20 protein-coding genes and 1 tRNA gene are annotated in these 19,123 nt (G+C 51.3%); 18 read left to right on the top strand and 3 right to left on the bottom strand.

From position 1 onward, the window contains the following. Positions 1–200 precede the first annotated feature (200 nt). The 6 genes from E7Z62_08450 to E7Z62_08475 all read left to right on the top strand — a co-directional run bounded on the left by E7Z62_08450 (position 201) and on the right by E7Z62_08475 (position 8,377). Positions 201–836, top strand: coding sequence for a hypothetical protein (locus tag E7Z62_08450; GenBank protein MBE6523131.1), 636 nt, complete (start codon positions 201–203; stop codon positions 834–836). 228 nt (positions 837–1,064) lie between these two features. Next, positions 1,065–2,477 carry an ABC transporter substrate-binding protein gene (locus tag E7Z62_08455; protein ID MBE6523132.1) on the top strand — a complete coding sequence of 471 codons (1,413 nt, stop codon included), beginning with the start codon at positions 1,065–1,067 and terminating at the stop codon, positions 2,475–2,477. Then, complete coding sequence (locus E7Z62_08460) at positions 2,477–5,419, top strand: hypothetical protein (GenBank protein MBE6523133.1); 2,943 nt, start codon at positions 2,477–2,479, stop codon at positions 5,417–5,419. The genes E7Z62_08455 and E7Z62_08460 overlap by 1 nt, the downstream gene beginning before the upstream one ends. Beyond that, complete coding sequence (locus tag E7Z62_08465) at positions 5,412–6,518, top strand: iron ABC transporter permease (protein MBE6523134.1); 1,107 nt, start codon at positions 5,412–5,414, stop codon at positions 6,516–6,518. Before E7Z62_08460 ends, E7Z62_08465 begins: the two co-directional genes overlap by 8 nt. Further along, complete coding sequence (locus E7Z62_08470) at positions 6,511–7,314, top strand: ABC transporter ATP-binding protein (GenBank protein ID MBE6523135.1); 804 nt, start codon at positions 6,511–6,513, stop codon at positions 7,312–7,314. Before E7Z62_08465 ends, E7Z62_08470 begins: the two co-directional genes overlap by 8 nt. A 64-nt stretch (positions 7,315–7,378) precedes the next feature. Beyond that, positions 7,379–8,377 carry a class I SAM-dependent methyltransferase family protein gene (locus E7Z62_08475; GenBank protein MBE6523136.1) on the top strand — a complete coding sequence of 333 codons (999 nt, stop codon included), beginning with the start codon at positions 7,379–7,381 and terminating at the stop codon, positions 8,375–8,377. 42 nt (positions 8,378–8,419) lie between these two features. Here the strand turns inward: E7Z62_08475 and E7Z62_08480 are convergent, their stop codons facing one another. Continuing rightward, positions 8,420–8,914 carry a dCTP deaminase gene (locus E7Z62_08480; protein ID MBE6523137.1) on the bottom strand — a complete coding sequence of 165 codons (495 nt, stop codon included), beginning with the start codon at positions 8,912–8,914 and terminating at the stop codon, positions 8,420–8,422. Between the two features lie 59 nt (positions 8,915–8,973). Between E7Z62_08480 and E7Z62_08485 the strand changes: the two genes are divergently transcribed. Then, positions 8,974–9,978, top strand: a complete 1,005-nt coding sequence (locus E7Z62_08485; protein ID MBE6523138.1) for a hypothetical protein — start codon at positions 8,974–8,976, stop codon at positions 9,976–9,978. Here E7Z62_08485 and E7Z62_08490 read toward each other — a convergent pair whose 3' ends face one another. Further along, positions 9,979–10,431 carry a hypothetical protein gene (locus E7Z62_08490; GenBank protein MBE6523139.1) on the bottom strand — a complete coding sequence of 151 codons (453 nt, stop codon included), beginning with the start codon at positions 10,429–10,431 and terminating at the stop codon, positions 9,979–9,981. A gap of 53 nt (positions 10,432–10,484) precedes the next feature. On the opposite strand from E7Z62_08490, the gene E7Z62_08495 reads away from it, so the two are divergent. The 7 genes from E7Z62_08495 (at position 10,485) to E7Z62_08525 (ending at position 15,665) form a co-directional block, all read left to right on the top strand. Beyond that, positions 10,485–11,810 carry an SPFH domain-containing protein gene (locus E7Z62_08495; GenBank protein MBE6523140.1) on the top strand — a complete coding sequence of 442 codons (1,326 nt, stop codon included), beginning with the start codon at positions 10,485–10,487 and terminating at the stop codon, positions 11,808–11,810. Beyond that, a complete protein-coding gene (locus E7Z62_08500; protein ID MBE6523141.1) occupies positions 11,810–13,093 on the top strand; it encodes a hypothetical protein in 1,284 nt (427 codons plus the stop codon). Before E7Z62_08495 ends, E7Z62_08500 begins: the two co-directional genes overlap by 1 nt. A gap of 226 nt (positions 13,094–13,319) precedes the next feature. Beyond that, on the top strand, positions 13,320–13,859 hold the full coding sequence (locus E7Z62_08505) for a low molecular weight phosphotyrosine protein phosphatase (GenBank protein ID MBE6523142.1): 540 nt from the start codon (positions 13,320–13,322) through the stop codon (positions 13,857–13,859). Next, complete coding sequence (gene thpR / locus E7Z62_08510; GenBank protein ID MBE6523143.1) at positions 13,856–14,407, top strand: RNA 2',3'-cyclic phosphodiesterase; 552 nt, start codon at positions 13,856–13,858, stop codon at positions 14,405–14,407. The genes E7Z62_08505 and thpR overlap by 4 nt, the downstream gene beginning before the upstream one ends. A gap of 54 nt (positions 14,408–14,461) precedes the next feature. Further along, complete coding sequence (locus E7Z62_08515; protein MBE6523144.1) at positions 14,462–14,905, top strand: carboxypeptidase regulatory-like domain-containing protein; 444 nt, start codon at positions 14,462–14,464, stop codon at positions 14,903–14,905. Beyond that, positions 14,902–15,309, top strand: a complete 408-nt coding sequence (locus E7Z62_08520; protein ID MBE6523145.1) for a hypothetical protein — start codon at positions 14,902–14,904, stop codon at positions 15,307–15,309. The genes E7Z62_08515 and E7Z62_08520 overlap by 4 nt, the downstream gene beginning before the upstream one ends. Positions 15,310–15,359: 50 nt before the next feature. After that, complete coding sequence (locus E7Z62_08525) at positions 15,360–15,665, top strand: hypothetical protein (protein ID MBE6523146.1); 306 nt, start codon at positions 15,360–15,362, stop codon at positions 15,663–15,665. Here the strand turns inward: E7Z62_08525 and E7Z62_08530 are convergent. Beyond that, a complete protein-coding gene (locus tag E7Z62_08530; GenBank protein ID MBE6523147.1) occupies positions 15,634–16,839 on the bottom strand; it encodes a cysteine desulfurase in 1,206 nt (401 codons plus the stop codon). The genes E7Z62_08525 and E7Z62_08530 overlap by 32 nt on opposite strands. A 77-nt stretch (positions 16,840–16,916) precedes the next feature. On the opposite strand from E7Z62_08530, the gene E7Z62_08535 reads away from it, so the two are divergent. The 4 genes from E7Z62_08535 (at position 16,917) to E7Z62_08550 (ending at position 19,114) form a co-directional block, all read left to right on the top strand. Then, the gene (locus tag E7Z62_08535) at positions 16,917–17,822 is read left to right on the top strand and encodes a dihydroorotate dehydrogenase (GenBank protein MBE6523148.1); all 906 of its coding nucleotides are present in this window, start codon (positions 16,917–16,919) and stop codon (positions 17,820–17,822) included. After that, a complete protein-coding gene (locus E7Z62_08540) occupies positions 17,815–18,579 on the top strand; it encodes a dihydroorotate dehydrogenase electron transfer subunit (GenBank protein ID MBE6523149.1) in 765 nt (254 codons plus the stop codon). Before E7Z62_08535 ends, E7Z62_08540 begins: the two co-directional genes overlap by 8 nt. Positions 18,580–18,581: 2 nt before the next feature. Continuing rightward, a complete protein-coding gene (locus tag E7Z62_08545; GenBank protein MBE6523150.1) occupies positions 18,582–19,013 on the top strand; it encodes a tetratricopeptide repeat protein in 432 nt (143 codons plus the stop codon). 27 nt (positions 19,014–19,040) lie between these two features. Then, a tRNA-Cys gene (locus E7Z62_08550) sits at positions 19,041–19,114 on the top strand. The last annotated feature ends 9 nt before the right edge of the window (positions 19,115–19,123 follow it).

The following is a 19,123-nucleotide window of genomic DNA, read 5'->3' on the forward strand; positions in this document are numbered from 1 at the left end:
TAACCTCCACTTCATGGAGCAATACGCATTGGTGAAGTTCGCTGGTGCTCCGGAAGAGATAATCGAAGACGAATGAGCTGACGATAATATCCACGTCATCACTAATTCGTATTAACTGGATTAAGTGTGGACAATTATGCCAACTGGCTTAAATACATTTGATACAATTCGTGACTAACTAGATTTATCTAGGTGATAGAATGAAGATGAAATCGAAAGTTCTGGCAGTTGCAGTAGTTGCTATGTTCTGCGCAACTGCATTTGCCGTTGTCGCAACAGAGGAGAACGATGCAGATAAAGTGACATACAACATCTACATCCAGCTCAACGACAACACAATCAACACCAAGCCTATCGAGAAGTGGCTCGACAGCTATGAGGCTCCCTCCAAGAGCAAGGCGAACTACATGGCCGCTCTGAAGGCTGGACTTGACAAGGCTGGGCTGAAATACGAAATGTCTGACTCTGGATGGCTCACATCCATCGGTGACTTCGTTGGCCACGGCGAATGGGGATCCCTCTCATACTACGGCTTTGCAATATACTACGCAGACGGCAAAGAGTGGGAGCCCACCAGCAGCTATGAAGAGGGTACAACCTTCGCGATAGTGTTCGACAAGTATCTTACCGAGAGCGAGTACAAAGAACTCTCCGACAAGGACAAGGAAAAATACGAGCACAATGACTATGGTTACGCAACTCTCCTCCCTAAGGTCTCAACCACCTCCTGGGAATCCAGCAACATGATGCTCTACATCATCATCGCTGTTGTCGTAATCGTCATCATTGCAGCTGCAGCATTCTTCTTTATGAAGAAGAAGAAAGCAAGTGCTTGAATAACATCTTAAATCGGGCATAAAACTCAGCTCTGCCGCCCGACAGAGCACTTTTTTGATATTTGCCATAAACGTTACAGTTGGCTACAATTCAATTAACCAAGTCCAAGTTCATGTATCAGCAAGTAATAGTCGGAAGTATTATCCGACTGTTTAAGTAGATGGATAACAGTGTTTGGACGTTATAACCAACCATACTTTCCAACAAAGCATGGGGTGAGACCAGAGATGGTAGACAATTCTTGGATCAAAAGGGATTCAAATACCGAAAATAAATCGCAAAACGCGATGAAAACGAAGGCCATCATAACGGTTGCGATAATCATTATCGGAGCTATTGCCACTGTTGCCTTCAACGGACTTGGATCCAACGCCACTCAATACCGTTCAGAGGGGATTGTGGTCGACTTCGGCGACTATTACACGATCTGGACCAATGCGGATTTCAAAACAGATGATGATCCCGTTAGCCTTTTGGACAAGGTAAAGGAGACGCACATAGAAGGGTCGTTCGATTATACGATGACTGATGGATTTCTGACCGACGTCAAATATGAGGACGTGGACTATTCGAATACGGACAAAAACAGCTGGGGGCTTTGGTATGTTCCGGAAAACACCGGAGACCTGATCAAATCAGAGACCTATGACATTAATGCATCGGACTATTCTGTAGTTATCTGGGCATACACCACGGCTGACGGGAAACCAATGCCTGCGGTTGATGCCACCATGACATCGATATACGGTTATGCAGAACCTGCAAAGATAGTTTCATTGTCGCCTGTTTGCACTGAAACGGTCAGTGCGGTCGGAGGCGTAGCTAAGATAGTAGGAACTGACTCATACAGCGATTATCCCCAGTATGTCGTTGAAGGACAGAAGACAGGAAAGATTTCCATAGTCGGATCCTACACCGACCCCAGCTATGAAGCGATAATGAACACATCTCCTGAAATGGTGTTCTGCGATGCTTCTACATACAACGATATTCAGATGGCGACTATGCTGAGAGCGTCCAATGTGAATTCCGTTGTTCTCTACAACGGAGAAGACGTAGAGACGATTCTGAAGAACATATTCATAACCGGAACCGCACTCGGCTACGGACTGGGATCCCAGGCATACATCAAGAATGTAGAGTTCTACATGCAGGAGATTCAGGAAAAGGTCGAGGGATCTGATGGACTTAATACCATGGTCGCATTGAGTAACGATCCGTCACCATGGATTGCTGGAATGTACACCTATGTGGACGACATCATCTCACAGGATAGAGGTATCAATTCCTATCATAATGAAAAAGGCTGGACCAATGTCACTGCAGAATCAATCACGAAACACAACCCGCAGTGCATAATCGTCATTGACAGCTACAAGTACAGCGCCGACGAGTATGACGACATGATCAAGGTAATCAGCAACGAATGGAAATCCACTGATGCCTACAAGAACGGTAAGATCTACCTTCTGGCGGATGCGGCGGGTGAACTCGGCAGCAGGGCTGGACCCAGGTTCATTCAGCTGATGGAGCTCATGGCGATGATCATCGACCCGTCTGCATTCGCGGACGATCCTCTTCCAAAGGCGATCGGGGATAATTACCGCGACTATCTGAAGATAACAGGAGGGCTGGAGTGATGGATCGCCGTCTTACAACCATCATACTGATCACCGCCCTTTTGATGGTATCAATCCCGTTGCTGGCCGATCAGGCTGATGCAGATGAAAGCCCTTATGCAGGGGACTTCCTGCTCGACTACGGAACCGGCTACACTGAATGGCTTGCTCCGGGAACGGGAAACACCTATTCCGAGATGATCAAAGATACTCTGAGCAAAGCAGGAATCTCTTTTGAAAATGATCTCAATGTTATTGCGGACCGTGAAAACGTAACGATAGGTGGAAGCTCCACAGGAGGATCATTATCCGAACCCGGAAGGACGGGTGTTACCGTATCCTCTTCTTGGAGACCTTTCTTATGGGATGGCTCCGAATGGCAACCTGTTTCCTTCTCCGACACCTACACCGACGGCAAGGTCGCCGTCGCATTCTATCCAGAGGGCCTTGTACCTGTCGAGACGCCTGATGCACGTTCATCCTGGACCTCATTGCAAGGAGATTCTTGGAACAGCCAGCATCAGACTGCTGAAGTGGATACAGAGCAGACAGGAAAGGTCTGGGAGTATATCCCGACTTTCGGCGGAGGAGACCCCGTTGCTGCATTCGGAGGAACCCTCTCTGCAAGGGGTCAAGCGATGATCAAATACGGTTATGCGGCCAAAGATGGTCTGTCCTACTTCATCTCATACGATCAGACCAACGGAGACGTCAAATGGCAATTCAAATTCAAGTCCAATGGTATGGATGTCACCTCACCAGCCATCATGGGACAATACGTATACATTGCTGGAAACAACGGATACATCTACAAGTTTGATTGGAGAACAGGGCCCGGAGAGAATAATGAAAATGTTACTACATTCGACGGGGCACCGTTCGGCGATGAGAGTAAGAGCATCCCATATGATACGATAGAAATCGAATACTACGTTTCATACAAATGTAACGTTGAATCCTTGGTCGCTGATGCGGGAACCATCTACTGTAAGGCATACAACGGAATGGTTTACTGTTTCGATAAGGACCTAAATCTTGTCTGGTCCTACCAGAGCGGAGGACACAACTATTACACTACACCTACAGTCTACCACAATTATGTCTTCTCGGGCTGTTATGACGGAACTCTGTATGTGATCGATCAGATTACTGGTGAACTCATAACCAAGAAGGTCGTCTATCAGACGGAGAGTCGTCAGGGTAAATGCGGAACGGTCAACGCACCAGCAGTCTTAGAAGACGGCAACGGCGAATATGACATATTCGCATCCTACTCCGATGGACTGGGGATGGATTCCAGATTCAGCGGTATGGCAGTCTTCAAATTCGACGGAAAAGAGATTACCCTGACTAAAGATCTTGAAAATACATACGGGGCAGTCTCGTCTTATCTTTTGATTTGGGATGTCAACACGGAAGACAACTGTGTACTTGCACCCAGTGCTAAAGGACTGATAATAGTCGACAGTGCCGGTAATGCAACTGTATTCAACGAAGAATTCGCAGGATTCGATGGAATGCGCAACGCACCGCTATTGGTGAATCAGAAATACCTGTACATCACGACATACTCGTCGCACAGGACTGTAGTCCTAGACATCGAAGGTAACATGATCGGCGGAATAGACGGGGTCAGCACATACTCGATGGTTTCCCCGGTAGTCGTTGACGGCCTTTCGCTAGTCTGCGACGATAATGGTATTCAGGTATACTACTCGACCTATCCCGAATACGTCCCTCCGGCACCCACACCCACGGATGAGGGTGCATGGAAGATAATCATGTATGTGCTGATTGGACTGGTCGTATTCCTCATAGCCCTTTGGGCGATCCTTAAATTCGTCTTCAAATGGGAAAAGCCGTTCAGCGATATGAGGAACAAGATCTACCACTTCTTCTACGGTGAGGAATACACCCATAACAAGCGTAGCAGACGTAAGGTACGTGCCGTCATACTGTTCGGTATCCTGATCACGCTCGCAGTCTCGGTCCTTTCACTCTGCGTCGGATCAGAGACCACCATGGGAATCGGCGAAGCACTTTCCAATGCTTGGTCAGCCATAAGCAAGGGCGGCCATAACCTGACATACGAAGAGATGCTGATCTACAACCAGCGTCTGCCCCGTGTATTGGCGGCCATCGCCGTGGGAATAGGCCTTTCCGTTGCTGGAGCGATGTATCAGGCCGTGATCAAGAACCCGCTGGTCGAACCTTACATCATGGGAGTATCGTCCGGTGCGGGAACGTTCGCTGTAGCGGTTCTCACATTCGACTTCACATTCTTCGGACTGTTCGCATCCAACAGCATCTACCTCACCGCATTTTCCGCAATATTCGGAGGACTGCTGGCGTTCGGACTCACGATGCTCTTGGCGCTTAAGACCGGGGGAAAATCTATCAACTATGTGCTGGCAGGTATCGTTATCGGTCTTGTGTTCACTGCTGTGCAGTCACTGCTGATGATCGATGCAGGAACCAAGGTCGCCAGCGCATTGTCATGGTTGTACGGATCGTTCAGTACGATGACATGGGACAAGCTATGGCTGGTCCTGATCCCATCCATCTCGCTTTCATTCATCCCGCTCATATGGGCCAAGGAATTCAACTTGGTCTTGCTGGGAGAGGACCAGGCGAAGCAGATGGGATTGGATGCAAAACGTTTCGACACATTCATGCTGATCATCGCATCGGTACTGACTTCGTTCTGTGTGGCGTTCTGCGGAATCATCGGATTCGTAGGATTGGTCATACCTCACCTAAGCAGGATGATATTGGGAGGCGACCACCGTCTGATGCTACCGGCCACGATGGCATTCGGAGGATTCCTGATGGTATCGGCGGATCTGCTGGCCAGAGTGTTGCTTTCCGGATACGAACTGCCTGTCGGAGCGATCACCACCATGATCGGAGTTCCGGTGTTCGCATATCTTTTGATCAAGAGAGGGAGGTCATACGATGTCTGAGGACGGATTCAGGGCCAAGATGAGCGGAATCATCGACGGCCATGGCGAAACCCACATTCAACGCAAAAAGCATAGGATGAAGTTCATCATGGGGGTGGGAACCCTCCTTACCCTGATAGTCTTCATCGCGATGCTGTGCATAGGACCAACGAAGATAATGGGTCCGATAGAGGCACTCTCCAACCTATTCTCAGCAATAGGGAAGGATGGGAGCGAGATGACACCTGAGGAAGTAATGGTGTTCAGTTCACGCCTTCCCAGGGCGATTGCCGCTCTGGTTGTAGGTGTGGGATTATCCATAGCGGGAGCAGGCTACCAGGCCATCATACGCAACCCTCTGGTGGATCCATACATCATGGGAGTTTCATCAGGTGCGGGAACGTTCGCCATAGCGGTCATTGCATTCGAGTTCACATTCTTCGGACTCATATCTCCGAACTCGATCTATCTCGTGGCAATCGCGGCAATAGTGGGAGGACTTCTTGCCTTCCTGCTAACCATGGCATTGGCCAACCGTGCAGGAGGGACCACCAACGCATATGTGCTGTCAGGAGTGGTCATAGGATTGGTGTTCGGTGCGATACAGACCATGATGATCGTATTCTCAGGGAACAAGGTTTCCGATGTCCTGCTTTGGCTGTTCGGATCCTTCGCCAACATCACCTGGGAGAAGGCACTGTTCATCATGGTCCCGGTCATAATCATCTCGCTGCTGATCTTCAAGTACGCGAGAGAACTGAATCTGGTCCTGTTGGGAGAGAATCAGGCCAGCCAGATGGGTCTAAATGTGAAGAGGTTCAACGCATTGGTCCTGACATTGGCGTCGATCATGACAGCGTTCTGTGTGGCCTTCTGCGGTATCATCGGATTCGTAGGACTGGTCGTGCCTCACCTATGCCGTATGCTGTTCGGAGGGGACCACCGTCTGGTGCTGCCGGGATCGATAGCTCTCGGAGGCGTTCTGATGATGGCCGCCGACCTTGCTGCAAGAATGATCATTCCAGGAAACGAGCTCCCAGTCGGAGCCATTACAACTTTGATAGGCGTACCTGTGTTCGCCTACTTGCTTTTCATAAGGGGGAAGATGTACAATGGATGAAGAAGTCCCACTATTAGAGGTCCGTCACTTGGACAAGATTTACGAAAACGGCTACCACGCAGACAGGGACGTGAGTTTCTCCATCCCCTCTGGAAAACTGGTAGGTCTGATAGGACCTAACGGATGCGGTAAGACGACTATGATGAGATGCATCAACAAGATGCATATGCTCACCAGCGGAGACATCCTCATCGACGGGGAATCCGTGATACCCAAGACACCTACCGAGGTGGCGAAACTAGTATCCAACGTTCCCGCTGAGATGACGGCATCGTTCGGTCTGACCGTATTCGAGACGGTCATGCTTGGAAGATATCCCTACCTTCAGAACATGTGGTGGGAGACGGAAGAGGACGAGACCCTTGTGGAGGAGACCCTGAAGAAGTTCGGTGTCCACCATCTGCAGGACCGTGCCCTCAACATGCTGTCCTCTGGAGAGCAGCAGCGTGTCCTGATCGCCAAGGCATATGTCCAAGAACCCAGGCTTATGCTGGTCGATGAACCCACATCGCACCTTGACATGAAATTCAAGCTGGAGGTCATGGAATACCTGAAGGCCATGGTGAAGAAGGACATGACGATCCTGGTCGCCGAGCACGACATATCCCTTATGGCCAGGTACTGCGATCTGTGCGTCATCATGAAGAAGGGACAGCTGGTCGCCATCGGAGAGCCCAAGAAGGTCATCACACCGGAACTCATCAAAGATGTCTACGGAGTGGAGGCCTCTGTCGGTATCGACAACGAGGGCGACCTCTACGTGCTGCCTAAGAGGGTGCACATAGACCAGGAATGAAACACATCATGGCCGGTCCCCCCGGCCATGTCTTTTTTTATCAACATCATCATTGACGCAGCATATGGTAAGATGCGTGCGCGTGCCTAAGAAGGACGGGGAATCCGTCAGATCCATGCTCGTTTCAGAGGATCTGCTGGACCTGGACTCGAAGATACGCGCCGACGGCGACAGCCTCCTCATACCGGTCAAATGCGATTCCCTGGAAGGTTACGAGATAATCGAAGAGGACTTGGATGTGCAGGAGCACAAGGTATCCGACTACACTAAGATCGTTCATGTCCCGGATGAGCTCAGACCAATTCTTCCAAGCTCCTTTGATATCGTGGGCGACGTTGCCATGATAAAGATACCTGACGAGCTATGGGAATACAGGCATGATATCGGAGAGGCGCTCATAAAGGTCAACAGGAACATCCGTGTGGTATTCCATGACTACGGCGTCAAAGGCGACTTCAGGATCAGGGACCTGGAGAAACTTGCAGGCGAAGGGACCTCTGAGACCATCCACAAGGAGTTCGGAGTTAAGCTATACACTGACCCTTCCAAGGTATATTTCAACCCCAGATTGTCCTCCGAGCGTTACAGGATAGCAGGTCTGGTCAAGGACGGCGATGTGGTGATCGATATGTTCGCCGGCGTCGCTCCGTTCGGCACTGTGATAGGAAAACTTGCCAGACCTTCCGTCGTCTACTCCATAGACCTCAATCCCGAAGCGGAGCACTTCGCCCGCCTTAATGCGGAGAAGAATCACATAGATTGCATCAAACCGATGACAGGGGATTCTTCGGTTCTGATCAAGGACCTTCCGGAAGCGAACCATATAATCATGAACCTCCCCCAGATAGCCGATCAGTTCCTCGGCGTCGCCATGGATAAGCTGAAGAAGGGAGGGACCGCCCACATGTACAAGATCATCGAAAGGGAACAGTTCTCCGACTTCTGCGGAGACCTGATAATCCTGATGAAGGCAAGGGGCCACTCCATAGGGATTCGCAGTTTCGAACTTAAGACGTATTCGCCGACTATGAGCGTATACTCATTGGATATCCAAAAATTCTGAGAGAAGAGTCTGGTGAAGGCCGATACCCTCACCAGTTGATGATCAATCCTTTTTGTTGATCTGCTCCAGTGTCACTCCGGTCTGCCCCTGGTAGTGGCCACTCCTCTCTGCATAATCCTTGAGAGTGTCGCTGTTCAGGGTCTCGAACACCATCTGACAGAACCTCTCCCCGATGGGGAGTTCTATCGGATCGTCAGTTGCATTGTAAGCTCCCAATGTGAGGGTTCCCTCGAAACCAGCATCGATCTTACCGAATGCCCCTATTATCCCTTTCCTGATCCATGTGGTCCTCAGCCAGAGCTGGGCACATACATCCTTGGGCATCCTCACCCTCTCGATTGTGGACACATAGAACATTGTCCTGGGAGGGATGGTCACGGTACCCTCGGTCTTAAGGTCGGGATCCCCCCTTACCATTATCTCCTTGATGCGAAGGTCGTATCCGTTGGGCGTGAGCCCTCTCTCGTGATAATCGCTGATGCCCAGATATCCGGTCATCATGCTTTCGACGATGTCCTTGTCCGAAAGTATTGCCATGACCTCCGCATGGTATCCATTCGATAAATGTTATCTTATCGTTAATACATCCCGAGCTCATGATAATCCCGAGATTCCTGGCGGATGGCCAGACCATCGGAGTGACCGCACCCTCCTTCGGAGTGACCGAACCTACAGACATCGTTCGTTTCCAACATGCAGAGAAGAAGCTTATGGAGAAGGGTCACCCGATTAGGAAGACGCCCAACGTCCATACTGCGGATGAGAGCGGCAGAAGCTCCCCCCTCATGCAAAGGGTCATGGAACTGGGCAGCCTCTTGGAGGATCCTGAAGTAGGCGTGATAGTTTCCGCATCCGGAGGCGATTACCAATGCGAAATGCTCATGGGCATGGACTGGGATTTTGTGGAAAGGCATCCCAAATGGATGCAGGGGTACTCGGACAACACCGTTCTTCTGTTCAAAACGACCGTTGAGCATGACATCGCCACGATCTACTGCGGCAATTTCGGGGATTTCGGCATGGAACCGTGGCACAGTAGCATCTCTGAAAACCTCGAATTCCTCGAGGGCAAGAGAAGAAGCCAGAAGTCGTTCGACCGTTATCAGGACGGATTCGCCGACAGGAACACCGGACTCGAACCCTTCAGCGAGGACAAGAAGGTCGAATGGGTCTGCCCCGCCGGAGATGTTTCTTTCGAAGGGAGGCTGATCGGAGGCTGCATGGACGTGCTGGAATGGTATAACAAAAAGGGCAACCTCAGTATGGATGGTTTCATTCAGAAGTACTCCGGGGAGGGCATAATATGGTACATGGAGACCTACGACATGGACGAATCCAGAATCAGGAAGATGTTCGAGAGTATGTCCAGGGACGGGTGGTTCGAGGGAGTTACAGGATTCGTCTTCGGAAGGCCGCTTTTCTTCAAAGGCGCAGACTATCAGAAGACGATAATCGAATCTCTCAAAGAATTTGATGTTCCTATAGTGTTCGATGCGGATGTCGGGCACAAAGGGCCCAGGATGACGTTCTTCAACGGCATCAAGGCCAGATTCGATGTGTCCAACGGTTCCGCCGAACTTAGTTATGATTTCAGTGCCTGATCACTCAACGATGATCTGCACGGTCTTAGTGTCGCCCTCAGATCCTTGCCATTCACGGAGATAATCGAGCACAACGTTGTAGGTTCCTGCCTTCTCGCAGTGGAAGGTGAAATAATGGACACCTCCGGCACCGCAGACCATAGGTTCGGTCTTTTCAGTGACATATTCATCGCTCTTGAGCTTGAGACCATCGGTAGAAACGACCTTCCAGTCGTATCCTGTGGTCACGTTACCCTCCAGACCGATAGTGACATCCTCTCCGACCTTTGCCTTTAAGGTACCTGATTCCTCGATGATCGTCGCTTCCATCTCGTCACCTTGTGCTTCGGAATCCCCGAACAGGACTATGGCCCCTGCTAGGACCGCCAACGCCGCAACGGCTGTCATGGCGAATACGTACTTCATATCCATGTTACGGACTCCTTGGAGTTCATTTTCGCTTGGAAAGTACATAAAGATGCCTACAGGATAATCAGTTAAATCATAAGAATCCTATATCGTGGTTTATGGGACTAATCAAGGCGCTCGCAGGTTCCGTCAGCGGAACATTGGCAGATCAGTGGAAGGAATTCTTCTACTGCGAATCGATGCCTAAGGAAATCTTAATGATAAAGGGTGTCAAACAGGTCGGAAAGCGTTCCAGCAATACCAAGGGAAGCGACAACATCATCAGTAACGGTTCCGGTATCGCTGTTGCGGACGGCCAGTGTATGATAATCGTTGAATCCGGAAAGGTCGTGGAGATCTGTTCTGAACCCGGTACATACACCTACGACAAATCCACAGAGCCCAGCGTCTTCACCGGAGGACTCGGCAAGGGTGTCATCAACACCTTCAAGACCATGGGCAGACGTTTCACATACGGTGGCGACACCGGAAAAGACCAGCGTGTCTACTACTTCAACATGAAGGAGATCCTGGACAATAAGTTCGGGACATCGACACCGATTCCCTTCCGCGTGGTCGACAGGAACATCGGACTGGATATCGATGTATCCGTCCGCTGTTTCGGAGTATTCTCATACAAGATCTCCGACCCTATCCTGTTCTACACCAACGTCTGCGGTAACGTCAAGGACCAATACTCAAGGACAGAGATCGACGATCAGCTCAAGACAGAGTTCATCGCGGCCCTCCAGCCCGGATTCGGAAAACTCTCCGACCTCGGACTTCGTCCAAACCAACTGGTCAACCACAGCGAGGAACTTCAGGACGCTATGAACGACGCACTGTCCAAGAAGTGGTCAGAGACCCGCGGACTCGACGTCGTCAGCGTAGCAATCGGTTCAGTCACCCTCCCGCCAGAGGATGCAGAGCTCATCAAGAACGCCCAGAAGGCAGGAATGCTTCGCGACCCCTCTATGGCTGGAGCGACACTCGTTGAGGCCCAGGCATCCGCGCTTAAGACCGCGGCTGGTAACGAGGCCGGTGCGGTCACGGGACTCATGGGAGTCGGAATGATCGGACAGATGGGCGGAGGCGGAATGAACGCCGGAGCCTACTACGACAGGGCAGACCAGCAGAGGCAACAGCAGCAGGCGGCCCAGGCAGCTCAGCCCGCTGCCGGAGCCTGGACATGCTCGTGCGGAGCCACTGCCACCGGAAAGTTCTGCCCAGAGTGCGGAGCCAAGAAACCCGAGGTAACAGGCTGGACCTGCCAGTGCGGACATGTCAACAAGGGCAAGTTCTGTACGGAATGCGGTGCGAAGAAACCGGCAGGAACCCCCAAATTCCGCTGCGACAAATGCGGATGGGAGCCTGCAGACCCCTCCAAGCCTCCGAAATTCTGTCCGGAATGCGGAGACCCCTTCAACGATGAGGATATGGTCTGATGTCAGACATCATCAACCACAAGTGCCCGTTCTGCGGAGCGACACTAGAGTTCGATATCGGGACACAGAAGGTCAAATGTCCTTACTGCGACAACGAGTTCGACCCCAACGAGCTGAAGAAGAACGAAGGGGACCTCTCTGTCAGCGATGAGAACATCGAACTGGCATCCGATGGGGGTTCCGAATGGTCAGAGAAGGAACTCTACGGAATGGCAGAATACCAATGCCAATCCTGCGGAGGAGACATCTATTCCGATGAGACGACAGCGGCCACGATGTGCCCTTACTGCGGTAATGCGGTGGTGCTCAAAGGTCGCCTGTCGGGTACCTTGAAACCGGATCTGGTCCTGCCTTTCCAGAAGACCAAGGAACAGGCGTTGCAGGGATTAGCTGACCATGTGGGCAGCAAGATGTTCGTGGCGAAGAACTTCCTCAGGGACAACAAGCTGGAAGAGGTCAAAGGACTGTATGTACCGTTCTGGGTTTACGACGCGGATCTCGATGCAGATGTCGTCTACGACTGCGTTGACGTGCGCAGATGGACCTCGGGGAACACCGAGTACACCGAGCGCAAGTACTACAAGGTCAGGAGGGCCGGGGACATCGCCTTCGACCATGTCCCTGCGGACGGTTCGTCCAAGATGCCCGATGACCTCATGGAATCCATAGAACCGTTCGACTACAGCAAGGCTGTGGACTTCACCACAGGTTATCTGTCAGGATATGTGGCGGATAAATATGACATCGACCAGGAAGCCGTACGTCCGCGCGTGAGGAAGAGAATGGCCGAAGGGGCTGCCGATGCTTTCGGATCCACAGTCCATTATGATGAGGTCAGCGTAGCCAGTTCGGACATCTCGGCCAAGTCGTCATCGGTGAACTATGTCCTGTATCCCGTCTGGTTGCTCAACTCGGACTGGAATGGGGAGAAGCTCACATTCGCCATGAACGGACAGAGCGGAAAGATGGTCGGTAACCTGCCTGCCAACATGCTGAAACTGGCCTCGGCCACATTCGGGGTGTTCGCAGGAATACTTGCCATCGTCGTAGCCCTATTCTACTTCGCAATGGGGGAGTTCGATTTCGGCGGTATCGTAGGAGGATTAATCTTCGGAGGAATAGGAGCAGCAGTGTTCTACTACTACTTCCAATCCCAACTGAAGAACGTCCAGTTCCAGCACGGCGCCTCTGATTACTACCGCGAAGGGAGCATGAATCTGAAGGTGAAAGAGGACACGTTCCTTTACAAGCGTGTGACCTCCAGACGCATCAACAACGACTGAAACTCATTAGCCCCGAAAGGGGCCATTTCTTTTGATCATCCATAAAATGTCAGGGCGTGGCCTGAACTGATATTTGGCAGGGATATCCCGGCCTTGGAAAGTCCCTTATGGGATTCACATCGTGAAAATGAACACGACTGCGAGGACGGCGATGACGCCGACTGCGATGAAAGGCATGGCGTTGACGATCTTGTCCTGCTTTGACAACTGAGGCTGCAAAGGTGTCATGTGTTCTGCAAAGCCTTCCACATATAAATCCGATGCGCCAATTTTTGTACTTCCTGGACCTTGTTCGGACGGTATCATGACAGTAAGCGTCCTATTCGTATGCCATGGGAACATCTGCCGCAGCCCTTTAGCCGAGTTCGTATTCAAGGACATGGTCGAGAAGGAAGGACTGATGGGCAAGATATATGTGGAATCAGCAGGGACCAGCGGATACCATATAGGCGATCCTGTCGACAGACGCTCTGCGGAAGTCATGAAGAGACACGGCATATCATGCGCTGGGAAGAAGAGCAGGCAGCTGACGGTCTCCGATTTCGATGAGTTCGACTACATCATCGCCATGGATGATGAGAACATGGATAATATTCAAAGGATCCTTCCCAAATCTGCGGATTGCACGGTCAGACTCCTGATGGATTATGCTGGGGGAGGGATTGTGGATGACCCCTACTTCACCTTGGATTTTGATAAGGCATATGAGGATATCGAAAAAGGATGCAGGGGACTCCTGGAAGACATTAGGAAGAATCTGCAATGAAGATCAGAATGTTCATCTCGGTCCCGATCAAAGACAAGGAACCTCTGAAAACGGTACTCGATGATGTGAATTCACTGCCTAACGTGAGGCCTTCCCCGCTCTCACAGATGCATATCACCATGAGGTTCATCGGGGACATCGATGACGGAAAGATAAAGAAGGTTGTGAAAGCCGTGACTGATGCCGTCGAAGGGATGGAGCCGTTCGAAGTGACGATAAAAGGTGCCGGATGTTTTCCCAAACCCCAGAGGCCTTCCGTTATCTGGATAGGTGCAGAGCCCAGCGACATTCTGAAGAGGATCTCGGACGGGATCGCAGCGAATCTGAAAGCTGCCAACATATCCTTCGATGAGAAACCCTTCAAAAGCCATATCACGGTCGGAAGATGCACTGGTCCTATGGATCCGAGACCATTCATCGAAAGATACTCCGAAAAGGAGATAGAATCGTTCCTGTGCGATGAGGTGCTCGTGATGAGGTCGGAACTGAGTCCGCAGGGCGCTAAGCATACCGTCCTAGCTAGAGTCCCTATCGGTTTGTCATATTGACCGCAGCATCACACCTTTATATTCTGTCCCAACGAAACACTTCCCTGTGATACCTTGCTTATCAGATTGAAGGGAAACAACAAGGGAGGGATAGAGGGCCTTCCGCTCCAGCTCATGATAGTGATAATGGTCGCGACCATGGGAAGTGCCGTAATAATGGGGTGGATGGGGAGCATTGACACCCCTCAGTATATCAGTACGCTAGGTGTGGAAGAGAACATCGTGTACATAGACGACGGTGAGATACCCGACATCCACCTGCTCGTTCTGGATCAGAACGATGAACCGATGAAGGGTGTAACCGTCCGCATAATGAACAGTCAGGTCTACCATCCCGAAGGGAAGGACTACGATGTCGTCACGGATACCTATGGAAGGGCCGTATTGAAAGGATGGATACTAGGTGATTATCCGATGGGGACGATCTCGCTCAAGATAAGTGCATACAAGTCTGGTTACACCACCTACACGGAGGAGGTAGCCGGAGTGGTCATATGATACGCTCCAGAAAGGGGGTAATCGGCCTCCCCATAAAACTGGCCGTATCTTTCCTGATACTTGCTTTGATGGTGCCTCCTATCATGTCGTCGATCGATACAATAAGGGACGATGCGGAGGAAGGTAACCTGAAGGCCGTAGCCGAAGAACTGGGCAACATGATCAATCTTGTAGGTGGCAAAGGAACCGGATACAAGATGAACCATAAGATGGACCTCCCCGACGGAGTCTGTCTGACCATAGGGGGTACGGAAGGTCATCTCGTGCGTGCATCTCTGAATGATGGTATCGTGACCAGGGTCCTTCTTGATCGTCCGGTCTGCAGCGATGAGATCGCCCTATGCGGAACGGTGATAATCGAGATCTCGAGCGATCAGAACGGCGTCAATGTGAGGGAACTATGATAGAGTTCACAATATCAAGAGTGGTTCTGTGCGCTTGCGGGATCATCTTGATGGTTTCAGTATCAGGTGTTCTGAGTGGAATCTATGACAGGGATGCCGATTTGATGGATGAAGATCTGGCCGAAAGGTTCGCATACATGCTAGACGTTTTCCAATCCTCTGATGACGATACTCTGGTCCTGAACGGAAGCATGTTGCTTCCAGAAGGGTACACTGCGCACATCCACGATGGCTTTGTCGAACTGTTCCATAATGATCGCAGAAGTATGGCGATGACAGAATACCTAGGAGAATTCGTATTAGGATGCAACGATACAGAAACGGTCATTCACCAAAGGTCTCTGCTATCTTCCTGACCGTATCCGTGAAGATGTCCATCTCCTCACGGCTGTTGTAAAGGTATGCCGATGCCCTTGCGCTGCCGTCGATTGCCCTGGAGACATAGAACGGATGGGCGCAGTGCATACCTGAACGTATCATGACCCCCGACATGCTGTCCAGCATCATAGCAATATCATGCGATGCAAGACCGTCGATATTGAATGACAGGACTCCGCATCTCTTTCCCGGCTGTTCAGGCCCGACCAGATGCAGGTTCTTGATATCCTCTAGATTGCCCATGGCGCACCTCATGAGTTCGGTATCCCATGACTCCACGTTATCCATGCCGATCTTGCTCAGATAGTCCAATGCCGCCTTTGTCCCTATGATGCCCGCATAGTTCAGAAGTCCGGCCTCGAACCTGTCCGGTATGGGAGCCAGGGTCACACTGTCGTATGTGGTGAGACCTACCGTCCCTCCTCCTACCGTCAGGGGACGGAGTTTTTCAAGGATCTCCCTCTTTCCGTACATGATCCCCATGCCGCTCGGACCGAGCATCTTGTGAACTGAACAGCAATAGATGTCAGCATCAATCTTAGAAAGGTCAACCGGCATGTGCGGTGCGGCCTGTGCACCGTCGATTATCACAACTGCTCCGTGATCGTGCGCGATCTCCGTGACAGCCTTCACAGGAACCGAGCAGCCTGTAACGTTGTTTGTATGCTGGACGGAGACCACCTTGACCTTGCTGTCCATACAGGCCTTGAACGACTCTATGTCGAACTCCCCAGTCTTACCCGACTTGGAGAATCTGCGTTCTATCCCTATGGTGTCCCTGAGACGGAGCCAAGGTACGTGATTGGAATTGTGCTCGGAATCTGTGGTAACGACCACGTCCCCTTTCTTCAGATCCAGTCCGAATGCGGCGGTATTCAGCCCTTCCGTGCTGTTCTTGGTGAAGATGTAGCACTCGGGATCCTTCGTGCCGAAGAACGAGGCTAGGGTCTCCCTGCATTCGTCGATTGCGACGGATACTTTCGTGGCCATGGAATGAACGCTGCGGCCTCCGCATGCTGGGTAGTTCTCATAATAATCCGTCATGGACTGTATGACCTGGTCTGGCCTCAGCGACTGACAGGCACTGTCCAGGTATATCCCCTTATTCTTGCGTATGGTGGGAAAGTCCTTCCTGACGGATTCCATGTCCATGTTTCTCAATCCTTGGGACCGTTAATAAGGATATCCATGCCATCAACCTAATATCAGAGTACTGCATCGGTCAATTCATGGTATCCTTGAAGACAGATGTCGGAAGCATCAGCCTGGAAAAACCAAGCATGATCGCATCCGGTATCATGGATGAGACCGGGAAATCCCTGGTACGCGTTTTGGAATCCGGTGCTGGTGCAGTCGTCACCAAATCCGTCGGTCTGCAGCCCAATGCAGGTCATGACAACCCCTGCTTCATGGAGGTCAGAGGGGGATACGTCAACGCCATGGGCCTGCCGAATCCGGGGATAGAGCTCTTCAAGGAGGAAATGGAAATCGCGGTACCGAAGGGCAAGGTTATCGGATCCATATACGGAGCCGGTCCCGAGGACTTCTCCAAACTAGCGGCCAAGATGGAGGACTACGGCGCTTGCGCGGTAGAGCTGAATCTGTCCTGTCCTCATGCGAAAGGATACGGAATGGAGGTCGGTACAGACCCCGCTATGGTGAAATCCATCGTATCAGCTGTCAAATCATCGGTTTCGATCCCCGTCTGGGCGAAACTCACTCCAAACACGCACATCCTCACTCAGATAGGGATGGCCGTTCAGGATGCAGGCGGAGACGCTGTAGTGGCGATTAACACTCTGAAGGCAATGGTCATATCGCCTGAGTTCGCCAGACCAATAATGAGCAACAAGTTCTGCGGACTGTCCGGGGAAGCCGTCAAACCAGTAGGTGTAAGGGCCATATACGACCTGAAGAGCGTTCTGGACATCCCATTGGTCGGAGTGGGAGGGATATCGGATTGGAGGGATGCTGCCGAATACATCATGGCCGGCGCAAGTGCCTTCCAAGTGGGAAGCGCCGTAGGCACCAAGGGGCTCTGCGTCTTCAAGAAGATAAACGAGGGTCTCGCATCCTTCATGGAGGAGTACGGGTACTCTTCCATCAGTTCTATGGTAGGTGCCGCTCATGAGTGAAGTCGTAACGATCAAGAAGGTTATCGAAGAGGCCTACGATACCAAGACATTCGTCTTCGACTGGGATGCGGTTGTGCACCCGGGCCAGTTCATCATGATATGGATCCCTGGAACGGATGAGATCCCCATGTCCGTATCAGGCATATGCGAGAAGACTAAGAGCATCACTGTCAAGGCCATCGGCGATGCTACCAAGAGACTCCACGAATTCAAGGAAGGGGACAAGCTTTCGATAAGGGGGCCGTTCGGAAACGGTTTCGACCTTACCGATAAGAACATACTGATCATTGGCGGCGGCGTAGGTACCGCTGCAGTAATGCCTGCTGTTGTCCAAACCGGTGCAGATACCATCATCGCTGCCCGTTCGGATAAAGACCTCATCATGCTCGACAGAGCCGAGAAGCATGCGGCCAACCTTTGGATAGCTACAGACGACGGAAGCGTCGGATTCCACGGAAATGCCGTGCAGCTCATGAAAGAGAAGCTGAAGGAGAAAACCTACAGATACATCATCGCATGCGGGCCGGAGGTCATGCTCTATTTCACCTACAAGGCATGCGAAGAGCTGAACCAGGACTGCCAGCTATCCTTGGAGAGATATATGAAATGCGGTGCGGGAGTCTGCGGATGCTGTGTCATGGACGATAAGCGCATCTGTAAAGACGGCCCCGTATTCACTAAAGAGCAGATTTCACAGCTGACCGAGTTCGGGGTATCCAAGAGAGATGCCTGCGGACGTGTCGTTAAGTTCAGGTGAAGATGACACAGGCTGACCACGTCACCGTGCTCCACGGCAGTATGACCGTGGATGTCCCCAGGAAGATTTTCAAGGGTAAGGACTGCAAGATAGATCAAGATGAAGTCGCTCCTTTCAAGAAGATCATCCAGAGCCGCTATCCCTGGATTTCAGACAATGCCGTCACGGTGATCCTCAACAAGGCCCAGATGGAGATGCTGCGCGTACGCGACGAGGAGACAAACGGCCGCGAATACAGCAAGACTCTGGCAGAGAAGGGCAAGCTAGACGATGCTATCGCCCATCTCAGGCTCCGTCTGGAGCTGAACCCTGAAGATGCCAAATCCTGGCTTGATCTTGCGGAATTGCTCTTCAAGAAAGGCGATATCAAAGGAGGGTTCGAAGCCAAGAGGAAAGGCGATGAGCTCTACCAGAGAAAGCAACGATATCAATAAATACGGTCAACTAATCCTACGCCCAGCGTCGGGGTAACACAGTGGCTATGTGGCGGACTGCAGATCCGCATACGGGGGTTCGATCCCCTCTCCCGACCCCATTTGTATTT

Source organism: Thermoplasmata archaeon (assembly GCA_015063285.1).
GTDB lineage: Archaea > Thermoplasmatota > Thermoplasmata > Methanomassiliicoccales > Methanomethylophilaceae > Methanoprimaticola.